Source organism: Streptomyces sp. GMY02, assembly GCF_019056675.1.
Taxonomy (GTDB): Bacteria; Actinomycetota; Actinomycetes; order Streptomycetales; family Streptomycetaceae; genus Streptomyces; species Streptomyces odonnellii.
Genome location: NZ_CP077658.1, coordinates 6240129 through 6262022, shown reverse-complemented (window position 1 = coordinate 6262022; position 21894 = coordinate 6240129). Strand labels below are relative to the sequence as shown.

Sequence of the window (21894 nt, the reverse complement as noted above, 5' to 3'; positions counted from 1 at the left end):
AGCGGCGGGTCAGGCGGCCGTCTCGGGAAGGTGCGCGTGGACCTCGGCCGCGGCGTCGTGTCCGTACGCCTTGGTGAAGCGCTCCATGAAGTGGTTCCTGCGCAGGGTGTACTCCTGCGTGCCCACGGTCTCGATGACCAGCGTCGCGAGCATGCAGCCGACCTGGGCCGCGCGCTCCAGTCCGACGCCCCAGGAGAGGCCGGAGAGGAAACCGGCGCGGAAGGCGTCGCCGACGCCGGTCGGGTCGGCCTTGGTCTCCTCCTCGGCGCAGCCGACGATGATCGGCTCCTCGCCGGTCCGGTCGACCCGGACGCCCTGCTTGCCGAGGGTGGTGACGCGGTGGCCGACCCTGGAGAGGATCTCGGCGTCGCTCCAGCCGGTCTTGGACTCGATGAGCCCCTTCTCGTACTCGTTGGAGAAGAGGTAGGTCGCGCCGTCGAGCAGGGTACGGATCTCCTCGCCCTCCATCCGCGCGATCTGCTGCGAGAAGTCGGCGGCGAACGGGATCCCGCGGGTACGGCACTCCTCGGTGTGGCGGAGCATGGCCTCGGGGTCGTCCGCGCCGATCAGCACCAGGTCGAGCCCGCCGACCCGGTCGGCGACCTTCTTCAGCTCGATCTGGCGGGCCTCGCTCATCGCGCCCGCGTAGAACGAGCCGAGCTGGTTGTGGTCGGCGTCCGTCGTGCAGACGAACCGCGCGGTGTGCAGGACCTCGGAGATCCGGACCGACTCGGTGTCCACCCCGTGGCGGTCGAGCCACGCGCGGTACTCGTCGAAGTCCGCGCCGGCCGCGCCGACCAGGAGCGGCCGGGTGCCGAGCTGGCCCATGCCGAAGCAGATGTTCGCCCCGACGCCTCCCCGGCGCACCTCAAGGTTGTCCACGAGGAAGGAGAGGGAGATCGTGTGGAGCTGCTCGGCGACCAACTGGTCGGCGAAGCGGCCGGGGAAGGTCATCAGATGGTCGGTGGCGATGGAGCCGGTGACTGCGATTCGCACGGCGTGAACGCTCCTGCTGAAGGAGAACGGTGGACGGTTCACGCTACCCGGTCGAGCAGCCCCGTTCCTAAGGCCTGGACAACTCCGAGACCGACCCGATAGCGGGTCTCCAGCGCAATCCCCGGTCGCTGTGCTGCGGGGAACCGCCCGGGCCGCCGTTCCGTCCCACCGGTGTCGTGGGCGGATCGCGGTCGAGGGAGAGCAGCGATGAGCGGTACGGAGCGGCCTCAGCGAAGCCCCGGGCAGGGCACGGACCGCGCGGACCGGGCGCGTCGGCGGTTTTCGCCGCTCGCGGTCGCCACGGTGGCGGCGGCCGTACTGATCGCCGGGGGCGGTGGCGCGTATCTGGCCACGAGCGGTGCCGGTGGCGAAAGCGGCGCGGACGGCGGCGGCGGGAGCGGTACGCCGAAGGGTGACCGTGGTGACCGCAACCCGTCGCCGCTCGCCCTGGACGAGCCGGCGGGCGCCACCGAGGGCGGTGCGCCGGGGATCGCGCCGGGCGAGCCCGATCCGCGGGGGTTCGTCTACCGCGCGACGGGCCCGCTGCCCGACGGCCCCGGTACGGCCCGGGTGTACCGGCCGTCCAACGAGGTCACGTCGGCCGAGGTGGCCAGGCTGGCCGGGGCGCTCGGGCTGGCGGGCGCTCCGCGCCCGGACGGCGCGTACTGGAAGGTCGGCACGGACAAGGACGGTTCGGGGCCGCTGCTCCAAGTCGCCCGGCAGGCGCCCGGGACCTGGACCTTCGCCCGGTTCGGCCCGGCGACAGGCGGTGACGACTGCGTGAAGGTCGCGAGCTGCGCGGGCGGCGGCCCGGGGGGCACGAGTGACTCCGGTGGCACTGGCGGTTCCGGTGGTTCCGGGGCGGGCGCCGTGAGCGAGGCGGTCGCGAAGAAGGCGGCGGCTCCGGTGCTGAGGGCGGCGGGCCAGGGCGGTGCCGCGCTCGACGCCGGTCAACTGATGGGCGCGGTACGGGTGGTGAACGCGGACCCGGTGGTCGGCGGGCTGCCCACCCATGGCTGGTCGACCGGGATCCAGGTCGGCGCGGACGGCCAAGTCGTCGGCGGTACGGGCCAGTTGGCGGCGCCGCAGGAGGGCGCCGCGTATCCGGTGATCGGCGCGGACAAGGCGCTCGAAGAGCTGAACAGGGTCTCCGGCGATCTGCGTGGCTCCGGCCCGATCGTGGACTGCGCCACCTCGGTGCCGCTGGAGAAGCCGGTGGACGGCGGCCGGTCCACGGATCCGTGCGCGCCGCGGACCGTGGTGGACGCGGAACCGGTGGATATCGGCCGGGCGGTGTTCGGTCTGGCGCTGCGGTCCTCGGGCGGGCAGGGGGTGCTCGTACCGGCGTGGCTGTTCGAGGTGGTGCCGGGCGGCGGTACCCCGCCGTACACCCTGGCGCAGACCGCGGTGGCTCCGGAGTTTCTGACGAAGGCCGCGCCGGAGTCCTCGCCCGCGCCGGAGCGCGAGCCGGGCGGCGGCCTGGGCTTCACCTCGTACGGTGTGCGCGGCCGGACCCTGGACCTGCGCTTCATGGGCGGGGTGTGCGGCTCGTACGCGGCCGTGGCGGACGAGAGCGGTACGGCGGTGACCGTACGGCTGTCCCACACCGAGCCGGCGCCGGGCACGGTCTGCATCACCCTCGCCAAGGAGCAGACCGTGTCAGTGAGGCTGGCGGAGCCGCTGGGCGGCCGGCAGGTGATCGACCGGGCGTCGGGCGAGCGGATGCCCAGGCTCTGACGGACGCCCGGCCGGGGAGAACGGCCGGGCCACGGGACGTGCGTGCCATCCGGGCACGCATAGGGAAGGCGGCGGGCCCGAGGGGGGACCGCCGCCTTCCTGTATGCCTGGACGACTGGACCTGGCCGGAGGCCCGGCCGCCGTAGGGGCTCAGGCCCTGTCCGGCTGCCGGAGAGGCCCGGCCTGGCCGGGCCGGAGGGGCTCAGCCGGCCGGAGGCTTAGCTGAAGGAGTCGCCGCAGGCGCAGGAGCCCGTCGCGTTCGGGTTGTCGATCGTGAAGCCCTGCTTCTCGATGGTGTCGACGAAGTCGATGGAGGCACCGCCGAGGTACGGGGCGCTCATCCGGTCGGTGACGACCTTGACACCGCCGAACTCCTTGACGACGTCGCCGTCCAGCGAGCGCTCGTCGAAGAAGAGCTGGTAACGCAAGCCGGAGCAGCCGCCGGGCTGTACGGCGACCCGCAGCGCGAGGTCGTCCCGGCCTTCCTGGTCCAGCAGGGCCTTGACCTTGCTCGCGGCGGCGTCGGACAGGAGGATGCCGTCGCTCACGGTGGTGGTCTCGTCCGATACGGACATCGTCTTCTCTCCCGGGTTGTACGGACTGCTTGCCGACAGTGCAACCGGCTCGGCCGCGGATTCATTCCGGGCGCTGGCGCGTGTGTGTTGCCGTTCCTTTGCCGCCTTCATGCTCGCACACCCGCTCGCTGATCGTCAGCGGTCGGCCGTGGCCAGGGGCTCGATGGGGCTCGACGGGGCTCGACGGGGGCCCGGCCGGGCCGCCACGGGAATGCGTCACATCGACGCTATCGCCATCGTCAAAGTGACACGAAAGGAGTTATGATAGATAGCGTCAATTCGACGAAAAGGCTTGGTCCAGGCTTCGTTCCAGAGAAGCGTTCGCAGAGAAGAAAGGGTGCGTGACGTGACCACCGCCCAGCCCCGACAGGACCTCGACGTCCGGCCGACGCCCCTCGCCCTGCTGCTGCTCGGCCGGGAGGCCGACCCGCGGAGCGAGCGGGGCGTGGAGTGTCCCGGCGATCTGCCCGCCCCGTCCGACCCGGACCTGGTCGAGCGCGCCCGCGCGGCCAAGGAGAAGCTCGGGGACAAGGTGTTCGTCCTCGGCCATCACTACCAGCGCGACGAGGTCATCCAGTTCGCGGATGTCACCGGCGACTCCTTCAAGCTGGCCAGGGACGCCGCGGCGCGGCCCGGCGCGGAGTACATCGTCTTCTGCGGTGTGCACTTCATGGCCGAGTCCGCGGACATCCTGACCTCGGACGACCAGAAGGTCGTACTGCCGGACCTCGCGGCCGGCTGCTCCATGGCCGACATGGCCACGGCCGAGCAGGTCGCGGAGTGCTGGGACGTGCTGACCGACGCGGGCATAGCCGAGCAGGTCGTGCCCGTCTCGTACATGAACTCCTCGGCCGACATCAAGGCGTTCACCGGCAAGCACGGCGGCACGATCTGTACGTCGTCGAACGCCGCGCGCGCCCTCAACTGGGCCTTCGAGCAGGGCGAGAAGGTCCTCTTCCTGCCCGACCAGCACCTCGGCCGCAACACCGCGGTACGGGAGCTGGGCCTGTCCCTGGAGGACTGCGTCCTCTACAACCCGCACAAGCCCAACGGCGGCCTGACGGCCGAGGAGCTGCGGAACGCGAAGATGATCCTGTGGCGCGGGCACTGCTCGGTGCACGGCCGGTTCTCGCTGGACTCCGTACGGGAGGTACGGGAGCGGATCCCCGGCGTGAACGTACTGGTGCACCCCGAGTGCAAGCACGAGGTCGTGGCGGCGGCGGACCACGTCGGCTCGACGGAGTACATCATCAAGGCACTGGAGGCGGCGCCGGCGGGCTCGAAGTGGGCGGTCGGTACGGAGCTGAATCTGGTCCAGCGACTGGCGAACCGTTTCGCCTCGGAGGACAAGGAAATCGTCTTCCTCGACAGGACGGTGTGCTTCTGCTCGACGATGAACCGGATCGACCTGCCGCATCTCGTCTGGGCACTGGAGTCACTGGCCGAGGGCAACGAGGTCAACCGCATCCAGGTCGACAAGGAGACAGCGGACTTCGCCCAACTCGCACTGGAACGGATGCTGGCACTGCCGTAGGCGGCACGGGCCCCGGCCCCGTACGGCGTCGGGGGCGCCCACAGACGGAGCGCCCCCGCACCGCCCTGCGTCACCCGTCGCCAACGGCGACCGACCGGACTGATCAAAGGGACGCGGACAGCCGGATGACTTCTTGCGCATCGACGGGCGGAGCGGTGAGCAGCGGCTCGGTCTCGTCCAGCGGCCAGTCGACAGAGATGAGCAGTTCTTCCTCGGCCTCGTCGGCCATTTGCGTCCGTTGGACACCAGAAGCCGTCCTCGCCGCTGAGGTTCAGGCAGACTTCACGAAGTCGTACAGGAACGCGCTGAAGGAGTCTGCCACCCGGACCGCGCCGACGGAGTCCTCGGTGAGGCAGTGGACTCCGCCGTCGCGCAGGTCGACGTAGTAGTAGATATAGCCCTGGTGGGAGGCGACGAACAGGGCATCGCGAAAGTCGCAGTCGATGCCGAACTCCGCGCACATCGCCTCGGCATTGGCCCGGATGCCCAGCACCGCCGGATGGAAGATGGTCTCGCCGATGAGCGTCCGCCCGGATCCCGCACCCATGCAGCGCAGGAAGTCGGCGTACTGGGGCACCAGCAACACCCCCTGGTCCCGGGAGATCTCCTCGATCGCACTCTCGGTGAGCCCCTGGGACTGACGGTCGTCGACAAACCCTTCATCGACCAGGCGCGCGTACACCGACCAGAACGGTCCTTCCGGGTACACGCGCGGCTTGCGGAACAGCTTCACCTGTAGCCCGTCCTTCGCCACCGCTCAGGAGATCCCGATGCGCAACCCGATGTTCGGGTAGCACTCATTGAACTGCTGGAACGCATCCTGGCACGAGCCGCAGGCCTCGAAATTGCCGACCAGGCCGATGGGACGGCACCGGACCGCGCCCGGCAAAGTAACCGGGCCCCGCAAACGACCTCCCCCGTGGACCCCTCCCCCGGCCCGCCCCTCCCATAAGGGCGCACTTGCGGGGGCGGGCGGGGTCAGGGGTAACCGGAGGTCATCGCGCAGCGATGCGACGCAGGAGCGCCCTTGGCGCTCGGCTCGGCCCCGCGGCACTCAAACAGGAGGGGCGGCCACCGCCCGAGGCGAAACCTGTCGGCCCACCCCGGCTACCTCTTGGTTCTGACCCGCAGTCAGGTCAGTGGCGCGGTGCGTGGTACGACTTCGGCAGGCGCATGCCGCGCTCCGTCATGATGTCGCGTACGCGGTCCGGGTAGTCCGTGATGATGCCGTCGATCCCCATGTCCATGAGCGCCTCGATCGTGGCGGGGTCGTCACACGTCCACGGGATGACCTTCAGACCGCGCTTGTGGGCGTCGGCGATCATCTTCTTGTCGGGGTAGAAGCGGAAGTTCGGGTCCGCGATCGTGCCGTTCTGCGGGAAGCCGTAGTTCGGGGAGAGCGCGGTGACACCGGGGACGGTGGACGCGGCCTTGACGAAGTCGCCGTCGTAGTCGTCGGCGTCGATGCCGCCGAGCCACGGGGAGGCGCCCTCCTTGCCGACCTGGAGGAAGTCGTAGTTCGTCAGCGCCACCAGCGGGTACTTCGGCGCCAGCTTGTGCATCTCCTTCAGCGCGCCCCAGTCGAAGGACTGGATGGTGACCTGCTTCTCGATGCCCGAGCGGTGGATCTCCTCGTACACACGGCGGACGAACAGCTCGCGCGGGGCGGTCTGTTCGGGGGCGCCGGCCTCCACCTTCGTCTCGATGTTCAGCTTGACCTGCTTGGCCTTGTAGCTCTTGACCAGGTTGAGGACGTCCTTCAGCTCCACCATCCGGAAGCCCTTGATCTGCTCCTGCTCGGGGTAGCCGGGCAACTGCTGGTAGCCGCAGTCCATCGTCTTGAGCTGGGCCAGCGTCAGGTCCTTGATGTACTTCCCGACGTACGGGTACATCGGGTCACCCGGCACGACCGGCGCGGTGTCCTTGCACTTCTGGGCGCTGATCTGCCGGTCGTGGTTGACGACGACCTTCTGGTCCTTGGTGACGTGGGTGTCCAGCTCCAGCGTGGTGACGCCGAGGCGCAGCGCCTTGCCGAAGCCCTCCAGGGACTCCTCGGTGGTCAGGCCGAGGCCGCCGCGGTGGGCCTGGAGGTCGAAGTGGGTCTTCTGGGGCGGTACGTGGCCGTGGGGGCCATGGGGCGTGGTGGCCTGCGCGGTCGCCGGGAGGGCGAGCGCCGGCACGACGGCCAGGGCAGCGAATCCATGCCAGAGGGACATCTGAACCTCATCTGTTTCGGGCGGACTGGACTCGGTGACGCTAATTCGCCGGGTCCCGTGCGTATGGAGCCCGGACATGAGGAAGCCATGAACGCCAAGGGAACGATTGCTCCCCATAAATGTTGCCCACAAAACAAATGTTCCCCACACAACGCCATCGCCCCGGAGCGGCCCGCGTATCGCGGGCGCTCCGGGGCGAACGGTGCCAGGGAACTGCGTTCAGACCGTCAGACGTTGGCCGGTTCCGGGTCCGGAGCGGGCTCCGGGGCCGGGGCGCCGCCCGACCGCGCGTGCCGCTTCGCCGCCTTCTTCTTCGCCCGGCGCTCCTTGCGCAGCTCGACCATCGCGTACAGCGTCGGTACGAGCAGCAGCGTCAGCAGCGTCGAGGTCACCAGACCGCCGATCACCACGACCGCGAGCGGCTGGGCGATGAAGCCGCCCTCGCCCGTGATGCCCAGCGCCATCGGCAGCAGCGCGAAGATGGTCGCCAGCGCGGTCATCAGGATCGGGCGCAGTCGGTGACGGCCGCCCTCGACGACCGCCTCGACCACGCCGAGCCCCTGCTTGCGGTACTGGTTGATCAGGTCGATCAGCACGATCGCGTTGGTCACCACGATGCCGATCAGCATCAGCATGCCGATCATCGCCGGGACACCCATCGGCGTACCGGTCAGGACCAGCAGTCCGATCGCGCCGGTCGCCGCGAACGGGATCGACACCAGCAGGATCAGCGGCTGGATCAGCGAGCGGAAGGTCGCGACCAGCAGCATGAAGACGATCGCGATGGCCGCCAGCATGGCCAGTGCAAGGTTGACGAACGCCTCGTCCTGGTCGGCCGTGACACCGCCGATGGACGCGGTCGCGCCCTCCGGCAGATCCAGCGCGTCGATCTTCGACTGGAGTGAGGCGCTGACCGCGCCGGTGTTGTCACCGGTCGGCCTGGCCGTGATGGTCGCGGCGCGCGAGCCGTCGATCCTGGTCATGGTGACCGGGCCCGGCACCAGCTTCACATCGGCGATCTGGCCGAGCTTGACCGGGCCGAGCGGCAGGTTCTTCAGCTCGGCGATCGTCTTGGCCGGCTTGGCGGAGGTGACCACGACATCGCGCTCGGTGTCGTCCAGGATCGCCTTGCCGGAGGTGGTGCCCCGTACCGCCTGGCCGACGGCGAGCCCCAGCGTCGCATCGGTGAACCCGGCGTCCGCGGCCTTGGAGTTGGCCTTGACCGAGATGCGCGGGACGCTCTGCGAGAGGTCGCTCTGTACGTCGGTGACGTCCTTGAGGCCCGCGACGGAGTCCCGTACCTGGTCCGCCGCCGTGCGCAGCGTGGCCGCGTCGGCGGCCTTGACGACGACGCTCAGGTCCTGGCTGCCGAAGCCGTCACCGGCGGAGATGGTCGTCTCGCCGATGCCGTCGAGCCCGGCCAGCTCCTTCTCGATCCGGTCCTGCGTGGCGTCGAACGACGCGTTGTCCTTGAGGGTGATCTGGTAGGACGCCTGGTTGGCGCCCGTACCGCCGCCGAAGGCCGCCATGAAGCCGGAGGAGCCGACGGTGACCTGGTAGTCCTTGATGTCGTCGATACCGCCGAGGACGGCCTCGACCTTCTTCGCGGAGGCGTCGGCCGCCTCCAGGCTGGTGCCCGGGGCCAGCTCCTGCTTGATGGAGAGCACGTCCTGCTCGCCCTGGTCGAAGAAGTTGGTCTTGAGCAGCGGCGCCATGCCGAAGGTCGCGAGCAGCACGACGATCGCGATGGCCGCGCTGGTGAGGCGGCGGCGGGTCGCGAAGCGCAGCACCGGCACGTACAGGCGCTGAAGCGGGCTGCGGGCCTCCTTCTCCTCCGCCTGGCGGCGCGCTTCCTCCGCGTCGAGTCCTTCCGTGCCCTTCGGCGCGCGCAGGAACCAGTACGAGAGCACCGGCACCACGGTGAGCGAGACCAGCAGCGACGCGATCAGCGCCGCGGTCACGGTCAGCGAGAACGAGCCGAACAGCTCGCCGACCATGCCGCCCACCAGGCCGATCGGCAGGAAGACCGCGACGGTGGTGAGGGTGGAGGAGGTGACCGCGCCCGCGACCTCCTTGACCGCGTTGAGGATGGCGCTCTCGCGCTCCTCGCCGTAGCCCAGGTGCCGCTTGATGTTCTCCAGGACGACGATCGAGTCGTCGACGACGCGGCCGATCGCGATGGTCAGCGCGCCGAGGGTGAGCATGTTGAGGGAGAGGTCCCGGGTCCACAGCACGATCAGCGCCAGAACGACGGAGAGCGGGATGGAGACCGCGGTGACCAGCGTGGAGCGGATCGAGGCGAGGAAGACCAGGATCACGATCACGGCGAAGACGAGACCGAGCGCGCCCTCGGTGGTCAGACCCGAGATGGACTTGGAGACGGCCGGGCCCTGGTCGCTGACGACGGTCAGGGTGGCGCCGGCGCCGAGGTCCTGACGGAGGCCGGGCAGCTTGTCCTTGACCGCGTTGGAGATGGCGACCGCGCTGCCGTCGTTGTCCATGGTGGCCATGACCGCGAGGCTGGGCTTGCCGTTCGTACGGGTCAGCGAGGCCGCGGCGGCCGGCTTCTGCGTGACGGTGGCGATGTCACCGAGGCGTACGGGCTTGGCCGCGCCGGCGCCGGGCTGGCCGCCCGCCTGGGGCACGATCCGCAGGTCCTCGATCTGCTTGAGCGAGGTGAAGCCGCCGCCGACCTGGACCGTACGGCTCTTGCCGTCCTCGGAGAACGAACCCGCGGGGATCGCGGCGCCGCCCGACCTGAGCGCCTCGGAGAGGGCCATGGTGTTCAGACCGGCCGCGGCGAGCTTCTTGTCGTCGGGGGTGACGGCGACCTGGAGGTCGCGGACACCGTCGATGGTGACCTGTCCGACGCCGTCGATGCCCTCCAGGGACGGGACGACCGTACGTTCCAACTGGTCGGCGAGCGCCTGCTGGTCCTTGTCGGAGGTGACGGCGAGGACGACGGTCGGGATGTCGTCCGTCGAACCGGCGACGACCTGCGGGTCGACCTCGGAGGGCAACTGGGCGCGGGCGCGGTTCACGGCCTGCTGGACATCGGCGACGAGCTGCTTGGTGCCCTCGCTCCCGAAGTCGAAGCTGGCCATGACCAGGGCGTTGCCCTCGCTCGCGGTGGAGGTGACGCCGCTGATGCCGTCGACGGCCTTGAGGGAGTTCTCCAGCGGCTCGACGACCTGCTTCTCGACCACATCGGGGGAGGCGCCCTGGTAGGGGGCGAGCACCGACACCATCGGGAGTTCGATGGACGGCAGGAGCTGCTGCTTGAGCTGCGGTATCGCGATCGCTCCGAAGACGATCGCGATGATCGACATCAGCCCTATCAGGGCCCGTTGCGCGAGGCTGAATCTGGACAGCCAGGACATTGGGGTCTCTCTTCTGTGGTGTACGCGGCAGTTTGGCGCGGCGACCCGGTTCCGGGTGGCCCGTCCCTGGATGTCCGGCCACGGGTCGCCCGGCGACGGTCGGGATCAAGGCCCTGTCCGGTGGATCTTCGTGGGCCCGCAGATCCGCCGGACAGGACCTGGGCCCCTCTGGGATTGCGGCCCCACCTATACGATCAGCCATGCGAGGGCGCCCGCGCGTAGGCCCCAGGTCCATTTCCTTATCCGCCGCATACCGCGCCTGTAGTACGCGAGGGTGGGCGGCTACTCCACCCTTGGGCGTACCAGGCCCGATTCGTACGCGATCACCACCAATTGCGCACGGTCCCGGGCCCCCAGTTTCGCCATGGCCCGGTTCACATGGGTCTTCACGGTCAGCGGGCTGACGGCCAGGCGCTCGGCGATCTCGTCGTTGGAGTGGCCGCCCGCGACCAGGACGAGGACCTCGCGCTCACGCCCGGTGAGGGCCGTCAGCCGCTCGGTGTGCCGGGCCGGGCCCCGGTCGTCGGAGGGCGCGGCGCTCTGCGCGAGGAAGGTGGCGATGAGGCCCTTGGTCGCGGCGGGCGACAGCAGTGCCTCGCCGGCCGCGGCGACCCGGATGGCGTTGAGCAGTTCCTCGGGCTCCGCGCCCTTGCCGAGAAAACCGGAGGCACCGGCACGCAGCGACTGCACGACGTACTCGTCGACCTCGAAGGTGGTGAGCATCACGACCCGCACCCCGGCGAGATCGGGGTCGGCGCTGATCGCACGGGTGGCGGCGAGGCCGTCCGTACCGGGCATGCGGATGTCCATCAGGACCACGTCGGCCCGGGTGGAGCGGGCGAGGGCCACGGCCTCCGCGCCGTCGGCGGCCTCCCCGACGACCACCATGTCGGGCTCCGAGTCCACCAGGACCCGGAACGCGCTGCGCAGCAGTGTCTGGTCGTCGGCGAGCAGCACCCTGATCGTCATGCGTCCTCCGCGCTCTTCCCCGTACCGCCGACGGGCCGGGCGGCCGCTGTGCGCCGGGGGTCCCGGGTGTCCCGGGCTCCGCCCGCGGGGGTGTTCACCGGAAGTATCGCCCGGGTGCGGAAACCGCCGCCGGGGCGGGGTGCCGCGGTCAGGGTGCCGCCGAGGGCGCTGACACGCTCGCGCATGCCGATGAGGCCGTGGCCGCCGCCGTCGGCGGGCTCGCCGGTGCCCTTGCCGTCGTCGAGGACGGTGATCTCCAGGGCGGCGCCGATCCGTACGACACTGACCTCGGCCGTGGCCGCGGGGCCCGCGTGCTTGCGCACATTGGTGAGGGCCTCCTGGATGATCCGGTACGCGGCGAGGTCGACGGCGGCGGGGAGGCGGGGGCGCGGCGCGGCGCCGGGGTGGCCGTCCGGCTCCTCGAACTCCGGGCCGGTCGCGGCGAACCGTACGGGCAGTCCCGCGTTCCGGAAGGTGTCCAGCAGGCCTTCGAGGTGGAGCAGGCCGGGCGCCGGTTCCGTGGGGGCCGCCGGGTCGCCGGACTGGCGCAGCAGCCCGACGGTGGCGCGCAGCTCGCTGAGCGCGGAGCGGCTGGCCGCCCGTACCTGGGCGAGGGCCTCCTTGGCCTGGTCCGGGCGCTTGTCCATGACATGCGAGGCGACCCCGGCCTGGACGTTGACCAGGGCGATGTGGTGGGCCACGACATCGTGCAGATCGCGGGCGATCCGCAGCCGCTCCTCGGCGACGCGGCGGCGTGCCTCTTCCTCGCGGGTGCGCTCGGCCCGTTCGGCGCGTTCACGCATGGCGTCGATGAAGCCGCGCCGGCTCCGTACGGCGTCGCCCGCGGCGCTCGCCATCCCGGCCCACGCGAAGATCCCGAGATTCTCCTGGGCGTACCAGACGTCGGAGCTGGACATCATCGCGACCGCGGTCAGCACGGCCATGGTGGCGAGGCCGACCCGCCAGGTGGTGGAGCGGTCGGTGTGCGCGGCGACGGTGTACAGCGCGACGACGGTACTGACCACGACGGGGGCCGGCGACCGGACCGCGATCAGCTCCACGACGGTGGCGCCGCCGGTGCACACCAGGACGGGCATGGGGGCGCGCCGCCGGAACACGAGCGCGGCGGCCCCGAGGACCATCAGCACGACGCTCAGCGCGCCGGGGGTACGGGCGCCGAAGTCCGGGCCGCCGTTGCTGCCGCGGGGCCCGGCGAAGGAGCCGAGGAGCATGCAGCCGAGCAGGAGGGCGGCGAGGGCGGCGTCGGACACGAGCGGATGCGTACGGGCCCAGTACCGGGTACGGGCGAACGCGGCGCCGATAGCAGTCACCCGAGCAACGGTACGGGTCGCCCTGCCGGGTCCGCCCGGAGCCGGTTCGTCCTCGAAGACCAAGCCCGTCCGGCGATTGAGGACACAGGGCGCCGGGTGGCGATTTTCCGGCGCGGGCCGCGAATTCCAGCCCGTCCGGCGATTGAGGACGAAGCGGCACCCGGGGCGCCGCCCGGGTTAAAGCGTGGGGATCAGGCCCTCGTCGTCCAGGAGCGCGCGGACCTCTTCCAGCGTCGTGTCCCGCGCCGGGAGGATCAGCTCGGACGGCTCCAGCGCATCGTCCGGCAGTGGCTCGCCCAGTTCCCGGACCCTGGCCAGGAGCGCGTGGAAGGTACGGCGGAAGCCGTCCCCGTCGCCGCCCCTGACCTCGGCCAGCAGTTCGTCGTCGAGCTCGTTCAGTTCGGCGAAGTGGCTGTCCGCCAGCCTCACCTGGCCCTCCCCCATGATCCTTACGATCATGACGAGTCCCTACCGTTCGCTCACTGCTTGCGCAGATTCGGCGGCGTGTCCTCCGTCTGGGCCGGACCGCCCTCGATCGCCTGCTTCGGTGCCGAGCCGCCCGCCAGCTCCGCCTTCATCCGCTGGAGCTCCAGCTCCACGTCCGAACCGCCGGAGATCCGGTCCAGCTCCGCCGCGATGTCGTCCTTCGCCATCCCGGACTGGTCGTCCAGCGCGCCGGAGGCGAGCAGTTCGTCGATCGCGCCGGCCCGCGCCTGGAGCTGCGCGGTCTTGTCCTCCGCCCGCTGGATCGCCATGCCGACATCGCCCATCTCCTCGGAGATGCCCGAGAAGGCCTCCCCGATCCGGGTCTGCGCCTGGGCCGCGGTGTAGGTGGCCTTGATCGTCTCCTTCTTCGTACGGAAGGCGTCGACCTTGGTCTGGAGGCGCTGCGCGGCGAGCGTGAGCTTCTCCTCCTCGCCCTGGAGCGTCTGGTGCTGGGTCTCCAGGTCGGTGACCTGCTGCTGCAGCGCCGCACGGCGGGACAGCGCCTCACGCGCCAGGTCCTCACGCCCGAGCGCCAGCGCCTTGCGGCCCTGGTCCTCCAGCTTGGAGGACTGGCCCTGCAACTGGTTGAGCTGCAGCTCCAGCCGCTTGCGCGACGTCGCCACATCGGCGACCCCGCGGCGTACCTTCTGGAGCAGCTCAAGCTGCTTCTGGTACGAGTAGTCAAGGGTCTCGCGCGGATCCTCGGCCCGGTCAAGGGCCTTGTTCGCCTTCGCGCGGAAGATCATCCCCATACGTTTCATGACACCGCTCATGGGCTTCGCGCGCCCCCTTCTGACGGACTCCGGCTCCAGCACTCCAACAGAACCCACAGTACGGGCCCTGCCTCTATTACCGCACTGTTCAAGTGCGGATGCGCTCCTCCCCAAGGACGACTGCTGCCCGGTCCCGCTCCGGCGCAAGGAGTAGAGGACCATCGGGGACAGTGAGGGCTGCGTCCCCTCTGTCCCGGTACGTTCGCACTGTCCGCAAGGAAGGACGCGTGCCGTTGCGGGATCGTTCCCCGGCGGGGTGGGGTCCAACCACGGCACCCCGTACCCTTGGGCTTTGTGTTCCGTAGCCGTTCCAAAGAAGAGAAGGCCCCCGCCACCCAGGTGACGCCGGACTCCTCCACGCAGCAGCGCGACCCGCAGGCACCCAAGGGCCGCCCGACCCCCAAGCGCAGTGAGGCGCAGTCGCAGCGGCGCCGCGCCTCCACCGTGCCCGCCGACCGCAAGACGGCCATGAAGCGGCAGCGGGAGGCGCGCCGCACGGATCTGGCCAGGCAGCGGGAGGCGCTGGCGAGCGGGGACGAGCGGTACCTGCCCGTCCGCGACAAGGGCCCGGTGCGCCGGTTCGTCCGGGACTATGTCGACTCGCGGTTCTGCATGGCGGAGTTCTTCCTGCCGCTCGCCGTGGTGATCCTCGTGCTGAGCATGATCCGGGTCGCGCAGCTCCAGACCGTCGCGCTGCTGCTGTGGCTGGTGGTGATCGTGCTGATCGTCGTGGACTCCGCCGGAATCTGGTTCCGGCTGCGCAAGGAGCTCGCCGAGCGCTTCCCCGACACCCCCAAGCGCGGTGCCGTGGCCTATGGCCTGATGCGTACGCTCCAGATGCGCCGACTCCGGCTGCCCAAGCCGCAGGTCAAGCGCGGAGAGCGGCCCTGAGCGCGGAGATCCCCGGTTTCGCGGGAGCGTCGGCGAACTGGCTCGCCGGGCTCGGCGGCGTGCGCAACGTCGTACGGCAGGAGCTGGTCGCGCGGCAGCTCGACGAGCAGATAGCCGGGCGCTTCCCGGTGGGGCGGCGGCTGCGTGTCCTCGATGTCGGTGTGGGGCAGGGCACGCAGGCCCTGCGGCTGGCGCGCGCGGGGCACTCGGTGACCGGCCTGGAGCCCGACGCGGGCATGCTCGCCATGGCCCGGGAGGCGCTGGCCGACGAGCCCGCGGGCATCCAGGAGCGGGTCCGGCTGATCGAGGGCGACGGTCTGGAGACCGGCGTCCATTTCCTGCCGGGCAGCTTCGACGTGGTGCTCTGCCACGGTGTGCTGATGTACGTGAACGAGCCGGACGCTCTGCTGGCGGGTCTGGCCCGGGTGCTGGCACCGGGCGGGCTGCTCTCGCTGCTCGTACGGAACGGGGACGCCCTCGCCCTGCGGCCCGGGCTGGCCGGGGACTGGGCCGGGGCGCTGGACGCCTTCGAGGCCGGTACGTACACCAACCGGCTGGGACTGCGGGTGCGCGCGGACCGGCTGGACCGGCTGACCGCGACCCTGGCGGGGATCGCGGCGCCGCTGCACGCCTGGTACGGGGTGCGGGTCTTCACGGACGGGGCGGCGGACGGTACGGAACCACCGGACGGTGACGACCTGGACCGGCTGCTGGCCGCGGAGGACCGCGCGGGGCGCACGGAACCGTACCGCCGGGTCGCCGCGCTGCTTCATCTCTGCGGAGTCCGCGGCTGAGCGACCGCGCGGCGGCTGAGAGAGCATGGCCGCCGAGTCAGGTGATCGGGCCCGGGCCGCGTCCTCATGGAAGTGAGTGACACCCAGAGCACGCGGCGTGAGGCCCGGACCACGCAGCGCGGCGGCAGAGCCGGCGAAGAGCGGGAGCCGCGCCCCGGCACGGCGAAGGACAGGGCGAAGGACGGTACGGCGGAGAGTCTTTCCGCGAGGGAGACCTGGCGGGCGCTGTACCGGCATTTCCGGCCGCACCGCTCCACCGTCGCCCTCGGCGGATTCCTCGCGCTGATCGGCACCGCGAGCGGACTGGCCCAGCCGCTCGCCGCCAAGTCCCTGGTCGACCGGCTCGGCGAGGACGGCTCGGTCACCGGGATCCTGCTGCTTCTCACCGGTCTGGTGCTGGCCGGTACGGCGATCGAGGCGGTCGCCTCGTACCTCCTGGAGCGGACCGCCGAGTCCGTCGTCCTCGCCGCCCGCCGCACCCTGATCGGGCGGCTGCTGCGGCTGCGGCTGCCCGAGGTGGAGCGGACCCAGCCGGGCGATCTGATGTCCCGGGTCACCTCGGACACCACCCTGCTGCGCGCGGTGACGACCCAGTCGATCGTCTCGGCGGCCACCGGCGGTCTCGCCTTCGTGGCGACCGTCGTACTGATGGGTCTGCTGGATCCGGTGCTGCTCGGGGTCACGCTCGGGGTGATCGTGCTGATCGGCGGCGCGGTGGCCCTGGTGATGCCCCACATCGCGCGGGCGACACGGCAGTCGCAGGAGGCGGTCGGCGAGATATCCACCGTGCTGGAGCGGGCCTTCGGAGCGTTCCGCACGGTCAAGGCGTCGGGCGCGGAGGAGCGGGAGACTGCCGTGGTGGCGGCCGCGGCGCAGGAGGCCTGGCGGCATGGCGTACGGTCCGCCAAGTGGCAGTCGGTGGCCGGGACTTCGGTCGGCCTCGCGGTCCAGGTGTCGTTCCTGGCGGTGCTGGGGATCGGCGGGGCACGGGTGGCCTCCGGGGCCATCGCGGTCTCCACGCTGGTCGCGTTCCTGCTGTATCTGTTCTTCCTGATCGACCCGGTGTCGAAGCTGGTGACGGCGGTCACGCAGTACCAGGTGGGGTCGGCGGCGATAGCCCGGATCGCGGAGGCGGAGCGGCTGGAGACGGAGACGCTGGAGCCCGCGGAGCCGGCAGCCGTCGGGGGCCGCGGTCCCGCGACCGTGACCTTCGAGGACGTCACCTTCCGCTACCGCGACGATCTCCCGTATGTCCACCACGGTGTCACCTTCGAGGTGCCGGGCCCCGGGATGACGGCCTTCGTCGGCCCGTCCGGCGCGGGCAAGACCACGGTCTTCGGGCTGATCGAGCGGTTCTACGAGGCGACCGGCGGCCGGGTCCTGATCGACGGCCGGGATGTACGGGACTGGCCGCTGACCGGGCTGCGCGCGGCGATCGGCTATGTCGAGCAGGACGCGCCCGTACTGGCCGGGACACTCCGCGAGAATCTGGTCTTCGCCGCGCCGGACGCCTCGGACGAGGAGATACGGAAGGTGCTCGTACGGGCCAGGCTGGACGGTCTCGTGGAGCGGCTGCCGGACGGTCTCGAAACCCTGGTCGGCCACCGCGGCTCCAAGCTGTCGGGCGGCGAGCGGCAGCGGGTGGCGATCGCCCGGGCGCTGCTGCGCAAACCGCGGCTGCTGCTTCTGGACGAGGCGACCTCGCAGCTCGACGCGGTCAATGAGCTGGCGCTGCGGGACGCGGTGGCGGAGGCGGCCCGTGAGGTGACGGTGCTGGTGGTGGCGCACCGGCTGTCGACGGTGACGCTGGCGGACCGGATCGTGGTGATGGACGCGGGCCGGGTACGGGCGGTGGGCACGCACGAGGAACTGGTGGCGAAGGACCCGCTGTACGGGGAGCTGGCGGCGACCCAGTTCCTGACGGCGGCGCGGTGAGGGGACCGGGGCCCGGGCCGCGCCGCGCCGGCGGCTTGAGCCCTCGGACCGGGCCGGGCCGGGCCGGCGGCGTGAGCACTTGACGGGCCCGGACTCTTTCCGGGGTGTCCGCCGATCAGGGCGTGCCCTCGCCCGTACCGCCTGATCGGCGGCGTATCACCCGCCGCATCAACAGGGCGAAAGGGATACTCCGGGCATGAATGCTTCCCTTCGCCGCGGGCGCCCGCGCCGGCTGCTGCCGCCCCTGACCTCCGTGGTCTGCGCGGCCGTCCTGGCGGGCGGCTGCGCCGGCGCCGCCGCGGGCCCGGGCCCCGGTCCCCAGCCCAGCGCCACGCCCCGGCCCGCCGCCGTTCAGCGTTCCGCCAACAGCCTCCAGAGCGAGTACGAGGCCGTCATCAAGGACGTACTGCCGTCGGTCGTACAGATCGACGCGGGGAACAGTCTGGGCTCGGGCGTCGTCTACGACGACAAGGGCCATATCGTCACCAACGCCCATGTGATCGGCAGACAGCGGACGTTCGCGGTCACGGTCGCCAACAGCGAACGGCAGTTGGGGGCGAAGCTGGTCTCCAGCTTTCCGCAGCAGGACCTCGCGGTCATCAAGCTCGACACGGTCCCGGGCGAGTTGAGGGCGGCGACGTTCGGCGACACGTCGAAGGTGGCGGTGGGTCAGATCGTGCTGGCCATGGGCTCTCCGCTGGGTCTGTCGGGCAGTGTCACCCAGGGCATCGTCTCGGCGGTCGGACGGACCGTCAGCGAGAGCGCGGCGGGCGGCGGGACCGGCGCCACCATCGCCGACATGGTGCAGACGTCGGCGGCGATCAACCCGGGCAACAGCGGGGGCGCGCTGGTCAATCTGGACAGCCAGGTCATCGGCATCCCGACCCTGGCGGCGACGGACCCGCAGCTCGGCAACAGTGCCGCGCCCGGTATCGGCTTCGCGATCCCCGCCTCGATGGTGAAGACGGTCGCCGACCAGATCATCAAGCACGGCCGGGTCACCGACTCGGGCCGGGCGGCCCTGGGCATCACGGGCCGTACGGTCCTGGGCGCCGGTTTCCAGCCCGCGGGCGTCGCGGTGGTCAAGGTGACGAAGGGCGGCGCGGCCGACCGCGCGGGGATCAAGGCGGGCGACATCATCGTCAAGGTCGACAGCACCGGGATCACCACGATCACATCACTGTCCGAGGCGCTGGCTCCGCACAAGCCGGGCCAGAAGGTGAAGGTGACGTATGTCCGGTCGGGCGGAACGAAGACGACGGAGGTGACGCTGGGGGAGATGTAGGGAGCGCCCCTCGGTGGCCGGTCGGGCTGCCGTGCCGTGTCCTCAAGCGCCGGACGGGCTGGCTGTGCCGGGCGGCACCGATTGCGCACCCGGCGCCGGGGCGGGGGTCCGTCCTCAAACGCCGGACGGGCTGGATTTCGCGGCCCGCGCCGGGCGGGAGAGCGCCCGCGCCCCGATCGGTCATCCGGGCGCGGGCGCTGTCGCGTGTGCGGTCGGCTCTCGTTCAGGCCTCGTTGGCGCGCAGGCTCATGGGGCCGTAGATCTTGCTGCCGTCCTCGTACAGCGAGACCTGCTCGGCGCCGCCGTCCAGCAGCTCCTTCCACGCCTCGCCGACCCACGACTCGGCGTCGCCCTGCGTGGAGAACTCCTCCGGCTCCACCGCAGGCGGGACCTCCGTACCGTCGGCCTTCTCGAACCGCCACGTCCACGCCATATGCGCCTCCCGGTTCCCGCGGAACTGATCGATTTCCTGCCCGCAGCGTAGCCGGGCGCGCACCCTCGGCGGTGACACGGGAGGATCACCCCGTGGAACTGACTCTGCTCGGCACCGGTGCCCCCGCCGGGCTCCCCCGCCCGCACTGCCCCTGCGCCGCCTGCGCGTCCGCTCGCGGTGACCGGGCGCGGGCGGCGACCTCGCTGCTGGTGGACGGGGTGCTGCTGCTGGACCTGACCCCGGGCGCCGCGCTCGCCGCGGCCCGCGCCGGGCACTCGCTCGCGGGCGTACGGCAGGTCCTGCTCACCCATCCGCACGACGGCCCCGCGGTCGAACTGCCCGCCGGACTGCCCCCGGCGGGGCGGGTCGCGGACGGACGGGTGCTGACACTGCTCAGCGGGCACCGGGTGCGGGCGCTGGCGATGGACGCGCCGGGCACGGGGTACGAGGTGACAGGACCCGGCGGCGACCGGCTGCTCCACCTCCCGCCGGGCGGCGCGCCGGCCGGGCTCTCCACCGACGGCCTCACGGCGCCCGCCCCTTACGACGTGGTCGCCGCGGATGTCGTCGGCCGGCCGGACGCGGTGGCGCGGCTGCGGGCGGCGGGGGCGGTCGGTCCCACGACCGATGTCGTCGCGGTCCATCTCGACCACGACGTGCCGCCCGGCGCCGAACTGGACCGGCGGCTCGCGGCGGCGGGGGCGCGGGCGGTCCCGGACGGTACGACGCTGACGGTCGGCGCGTACCGGCCGGGCCCCGAGGTGCCCCGGCGCACCCTGGTCACGGGCGGGGCGCGCTCCGGCAAGTCGTGGGAGGCGGAACGACGGCTGGCGACGTTCCCGGGGGTGCTGTACGTGGCGACGGGCGGGCGCCGCGAGGACGACGCGGAGTGGGCGGCCCGCGTCCGCGCCCACCGCGACCGCCGCCCCGCCTCCTGGTCCACCGCCGAAACCTGCGACCTCGTCCCGCTGCTCGCGTCCGAGGGCCCGCCGCTGCTCATCGACTGCCTGTCCCTCTGGCTCACCGACGCGATGGACCGCGTGAACGCGTGGGACGACGCGGCGTGGGCGGCGGGCGGCTCGGACGCGCTCCGCAAGCGCACACGGGAACTGGTGACCGCTGTGCGCGAGACACGGCGGACGGTGGTGCTGGTCACGAACGAGACGGGTTCGGGCGTGGTCCCGGCGACGGCGTCGGGCCGCCGTTTCAGGGACGAACTGGGGCGGCTGAACGCGGGGGTGGGGGACGAGTGCGAGTCGGTCCTGCTGGTGGTCGCGGGCCAGGTGCTCGCGCTGCGGTAAGGGCGCGCGGATGTGCGCCGGTTGCGTCCGCCGCCCGCTTCGTCCTCAATCGCCGGACGGGCTGGATTTCGCCGCCCGCACCACCCACCCCGGGCGGGCCCCGGGAAGACAGCGCGCCCCCGGTAATCTTCAGAGGTGCTGAATCTCGATGACTTCTCCGACCTGATCGAGCGGCCCGACAGCGGGACGCGGCGCGACGCCGAAGAGCGGCGGGAGCGGCTCGTCGTGGCCGCGGGGGCGCTGGGGCGGCTGGACGAGCTGGGTGAGTGGCTGTCCGCCGCGCAGGGATCCGTACCGGTCAAGGCCGTACGGCAGCCGCGGGTCGTGCTGTTCGCGGGGGATCACGGGGTCGCGGGGCTCGGGGTGTCGGGCCGGCAGGCCGGTGGCGCGTACCGGCTCGTGCGCGACGTACTGGACGGCGCGAGCCCCGTCGCCGTCCTGGCCCGCCGCGCCGGCGTACCGGTACGGATCGTGGACGCCGGGCTCGACTGCGATCCGGCGCTGCTGCCCGAGGACATCGGGCGCCACCGGATCCGCCGCGGCAGCGGGCGGATCGACATCGAGGACGCGCTGACCGTCGAGGAGGCCGAGCAGGCCGTACGGCTGGGGATGGCGATCGCCGACGAGGAGGCGGACTCCGGCACGGATCTGATCGTCCTGGGCGATCTCAGCGTCGGCGGCACCACCCCCGCGTCCACCCTGGTCGCCGCGCTGTGCGGCACGGACGCGTCCGTCGTCACCGGCCGGGGCGGCGCCGGTATCGACGACCTGGCGTGGATGCGCAAGTGCGCGGCGATCCGGGACGCGCTGCGCCGCGCCCGGCCCGTGCTCGGCGACCAGTTGGAGCTGCTGGCGACCGTGGGCGGCGCGGATCTGGCCGCGATGACGGGCTTTCTGCTCCAGTGCGCGGTACGGCGGACGCCGGTGATCCTGGACGGTCTGGTGTCGGCGGCCTGCGCGCTGGTCGGACAGCGGGCCGCGTTCCGCGCCCCCGACTGGTGGCTGGCCGGGCAGGCGACCGGGGAGCCCGCGCAGGCGAAGGCGCTGGACCGGATGGCGCTGGTGCCGCTGCTGGACCAGGGCGTCACGGTGGGCGAGGGCGCGGGCGCGCTGCTCGCGCTGCCGCTCGTCCAGGCCGCCGCCGCCCTCGCGGCCGAGCTGCCGGAGCGCGAGCCGAAGCCCGCCGAGGAGAGCCTCGACTCCGGAGAGACCGTCAGGACCGAGGACAGCGCCGCCGGCTGAGGCACCGGCACATCGA

General features: G+C 71.7%; 19 protein-coding genes. 8 read left to right on the top strand and 11 right to left on the bottom strand.

Going from position 1 to position 21894, the window contains the following annotated elements; genetic code table 11:
- Positions 1 to 9: 9 nt before the first annotated feature.
- Positions 10 to 996: a carbohydrate kinase family protein gene (locus tag KQY30_RS26695; RefSeq protein ID WP_217309030.1), complete on the bottom strand. Its 987-nt coding sequence runs from the start codon at positions 994 to 996 to the stop codon at positions 10 to 12.
- A 207-nt stretch (positions 997 to 1203) separates the two neighbouring features.
- Between KQY30_RS26695 and KQY30_RS26690 the strand changes: the two genes are divergently transcribed.
- Complete coding sequence (locus tag KQY30_RS26690) at positions 1204 to 2733, top strand: hypothetical protein (RefSeq protein WP_217309029.1); 1530 nt, start codon at positions 1204 to 1206, stop codon at positions 2731 to 2733.
- 218 nt (positions 2734 to 2951) lie between these two features.
- On the opposite strand, the gene KQY30_RS26685 is transcribed toward KQY30_RS26690, so the two are convergent.
- A complete protein-coding gene (locus KQY30_RS26685; protein WP_046496510.1) occupies positions 2952 to 3308 on the bottom strand; it encodes an iron-sulfur cluster assembly accessory protein in 357 nt (118 codons plus the stop codon).
- 346 nt (positions 3309 to 3654) lie between these two features.
- Here KQY30_RS26685 and nadA point away from each other — a divergent pair, with 346 nt between their 5' ends.
- A complete protein-coding gene (gene nadA, locus KQY30_RS26680; protein WP_217311341.1) occupies positions 3655 to 4842 on the top strand; it encodes a quinolinate synthase NadA in 1188 nt (395 codons plus the stop codon).
- Positions 4843 to 4945: 103 nt separating this feature from the next.
- Here nadA and KQY30_RS37210 read toward each other — a convergent pair whose 3' ends face one another.
- The 8 genes from KQY30_RS37210 to KQY30_RS26645 form a co-directional block, all read right to left on the bottom strand.
- Positions 4946 to 5071 (bottom strand): hypothetical protein, encoded by a 126-nt coding sequence (locus KQY30_RS37210; RefSeq protein ID WP_302185342.1) that lies wholly within the window; start codon positions 5069 to 5071, stop codon positions 4946 to 4948.
- A 42-nt stretch (positions 5072 to 5113) separates the two neighbouring features.
- Positions 5114 to 5575: an SMI1/KNR4 family protein gene (locus KQY30_RS26675; RefSeq protein WP_217309028.1), complete on the bottom strand. Its 462-nt coding sequence runs from the start codon at positions 5573 to 5575 to the stop codon at positions 5114 to 5116.
- A 403-nt stretch (positions 5576 to 5978) separates the two neighbouring features.
- The gene (locus KQY30_RS26670; protein WP_217309027.1) at positions 5979 to 7058 is read right to left on the bottom strand and encodes a glycerophosphodiester phosphodiesterase family protein; all 1080 of its coding nucleotides are present in this window, start codon (positions 7056 to 7058) and stop codon (positions 5979 to 5981) included.
- Between the two features lie 227 nt (positions 7059 to 7285).
- Positions 7286 to 10438, bottom strand: coding sequence for an efflux RND transporter permease subunit (locus KQY30_RS26665; RefSeq protein WP_217309026.1), 3153 nt, complete (start codon positions 10436 to 10438; stop codon positions 7286 to 7288).
- Between the two features lie 282 nt (positions 10439 to 10720).
- Entirely contained in the window at positions 10721 to 11407 is a 687-nt protein-coding gene (locus KQY30_RS26660; RefSeq protein WP_217309025.1) for a response regulator transcription factor, read from the bottom strand.
- On the bottom strand, positions 11404 to 12738 hold the full coding sequence (locus KQY30_RS26655; protein ID WP_217309024.1) for a sensor histidine kinase: 1335 nt from the start codon (positions 12736 to 12738) through the stop codon (positions 11404 to 11406). Before KQY30_RS26655 ends, KQY30_RS26660 begins: the two co-directional genes overlap by 4 nt.
- Before the next feature lie 177 nt (positions 12739 to 12915).
- Positions 12916 to 13197 carry a hypothetical protein gene (locus tag KQY30_RS26650; RefSeq protein WP_217309023.1) on the bottom strand — a complete coding sequence of 94 codons (282 nt, stop codon included), beginning with the start codon at positions 13195 to 13197 and terminating at the stop codon, positions 12916 to 12918.
- A gap of 20 nt (positions 13198 to 13217) precedes the next feature.
- Positions 13218 to 13997: a PspA/IM30 family protein gene (locus tag KQY30_RS26645; protein WP_217309022.1), complete on the bottom strand. Its 780-nt coding sequence runs from the start codon at positions 13995 to 13997 to the stop codon at positions 13218 to 13220.
- A gap of 294 nt (positions 13998 to 14291) precedes the next feature.
- On the opposite strand from KQY30_RS26645, the gene KQY30_RS26640 reads away from it, so the two are divergent.
- The 4 genes from KQY30_RS26640 (at position 14292) to KQY30_RS26625 (ending at position 18902) form a co-directional block, all read left to right on the top strand.
- A complete protein-coding gene (locus KQY30_RS26640; RefSeq protein WP_217309021.1) occupies positions 14292 to 14888 on the top strand; it encodes a DUF3043 domain-containing protein in 597 nt (198 codons plus the stop codon).
- Between the two features lie 59 nt (positions 14889 to 14947).
- Entirely contained in the window at positions 14948 to 15682 is a 735-nt protein-coding gene (locus KQY30_RS26635; RefSeq protein ID WP_217309020.1) for a bifunctional 2-polyprenyl-6-hydroxyphenol methylase/3-demethylubiquinol 3-O-methyltransferase UbiG, read from the top strand.
- A gap of 225 nt (positions 15683 to 15907) precedes the next feature.
- Positions 15908 to 17617, top strand: coding sequence for an ABC transporter ATP-binding protein (locus tag KQY30_RS26630; protein ID WP_254407698.1), 1710 nt, complete (start codon positions 15908 to 15910; stop codon positions 17615 to 17617).
- A gap of 196 nt (positions 17618 to 17813) precedes the next feature.
- Positions 17814 to 18902 (top strand): S1C family serine protease, encoded by a 1089-nt coding sequence (locus KQY30_RS26625; protein ID WP_217309018.1) that lies wholly within the window; start codon positions 17814 to 17816, stop codon positions 18900 to 18902.
- Between the two features lie 223 nt (positions 18903 to 19125).
- On the opposite strand, the gene KQY30_RS26620 is transcribed toward KQY30_RS26625, so the two are convergent.
- A complete protein-coding gene (locus KQY30_RS26620) occupies positions 19126 to 19335 on the bottom strand; it encodes a hypothetical protein (protein ID WP_217309017.1) in 210 nt (69 codons plus the stop codon).
- A 92-nt stretch (positions 19336 to 19427) separates the two neighbouring features.
- Here KQY30_RS26620 and KQY30_RS26615 point away from each other — a divergent pair, with 92 nt between their 5' ends.
- Positions 19428 to 20636 carry a bifunctional adenosylcobinamide kinase/adenosylcobinamide-phosphate guanylyltransferase gene (locus tag KQY30_RS26615; protein WP_217309016.1) on the top strand — a complete coding sequence of 403 codons (1209 nt, stop codon included), beginning with the start codon at positions 19428 to 19430 and terminating at the stop codon, positions 20634 to 20636.
- Positions 20637 to 20774: 138 nt separating this feature from the next.
- On the top strand, positions 20775 to 21878 hold the full coding sequence (locus KQY30_RS26610; RefSeq protein WP_217311340.1) for a nicotinate-nucleotide--dimethylbenzimidazole phosphoribosyltransferase: 1104 nt from the start codon (positions 20775 to 20777) through the stop codon (positions 21876 to 21878).
- Positions 21879 to 21894 lie beyond the last annotated feature (16 nt).

Coding starts and splice junctions, on each gene's coding strand:
- KQY30_RS26650 (WP_217309023.1), bottom strand. CDS start 13,197: ATGATCGTAAGGATCATGGGGGAGGGCCAGGTGAGGCTGGCGGACAGC.
- KQY30_RS26645 (WP_217309022.1), bottom strand. CDS start 13,997: ATGAGCGGTGTCATGAAACGTATGGGGATGATCTTCCGCGCGAAGGCG.
- KQY30_RS26660 (WP_217309025.1), bottom strand. CDS start 11,407: ATGACGATCAGGGTGCTGCTCGCCGACGACCAGACACTGCTGCGCAGC.
- KQY30_RS26625 (WP_217309018.1), top strand. CDS start 17,814: ATGAATGCTTCCCTTCGCCGCGGGCGCCCGCGCCGGCTGCTGCCGCCC.
- KQY30_RS26665 (WP_217309026.1), bottom strand. CDS start 10,438: ATGTCCTGGCTGTCCAGATTCAGCCTCGCGCAACGGGCCCTGATAGGG.
- KQY30_RS26670 (WP_217309027.1), bottom strand. CDS start 7,058: ATGTCCCTCTGGCATGGATTCGCTGCCCTGGCCGTCGTGCCGGCGCTC.
- KQY30_RS26685 (WP_046496510.1), bottom strand. CDS start 3,308: ATGTCCGTATCGGACGAGACCACCACCGTGAGCGACGGCATCCTCCTG.
- KQY30_RS26620 (WP_217309017.1), bottom strand. CDS start 19,335: ATGGCGTGGACGTGGCGGTTCGAGAAGGCCGACGGTACGGAGGTCCCG.
- KQY30_RS26690 (WP_217309029.1), top strand. CDS start 1,204: ATGAGCGGTACGGAGCGGCCTCAGCGAAGCCCCGGGCAGGGCACGGAC.
- KQY30_RS37210 (WP_302185342.1), bottom strand. CDS start 5,071: ATGGCCGACGAGGCCGAGGAAGAACTGCTCATCTCTGTCGACTGGCCG.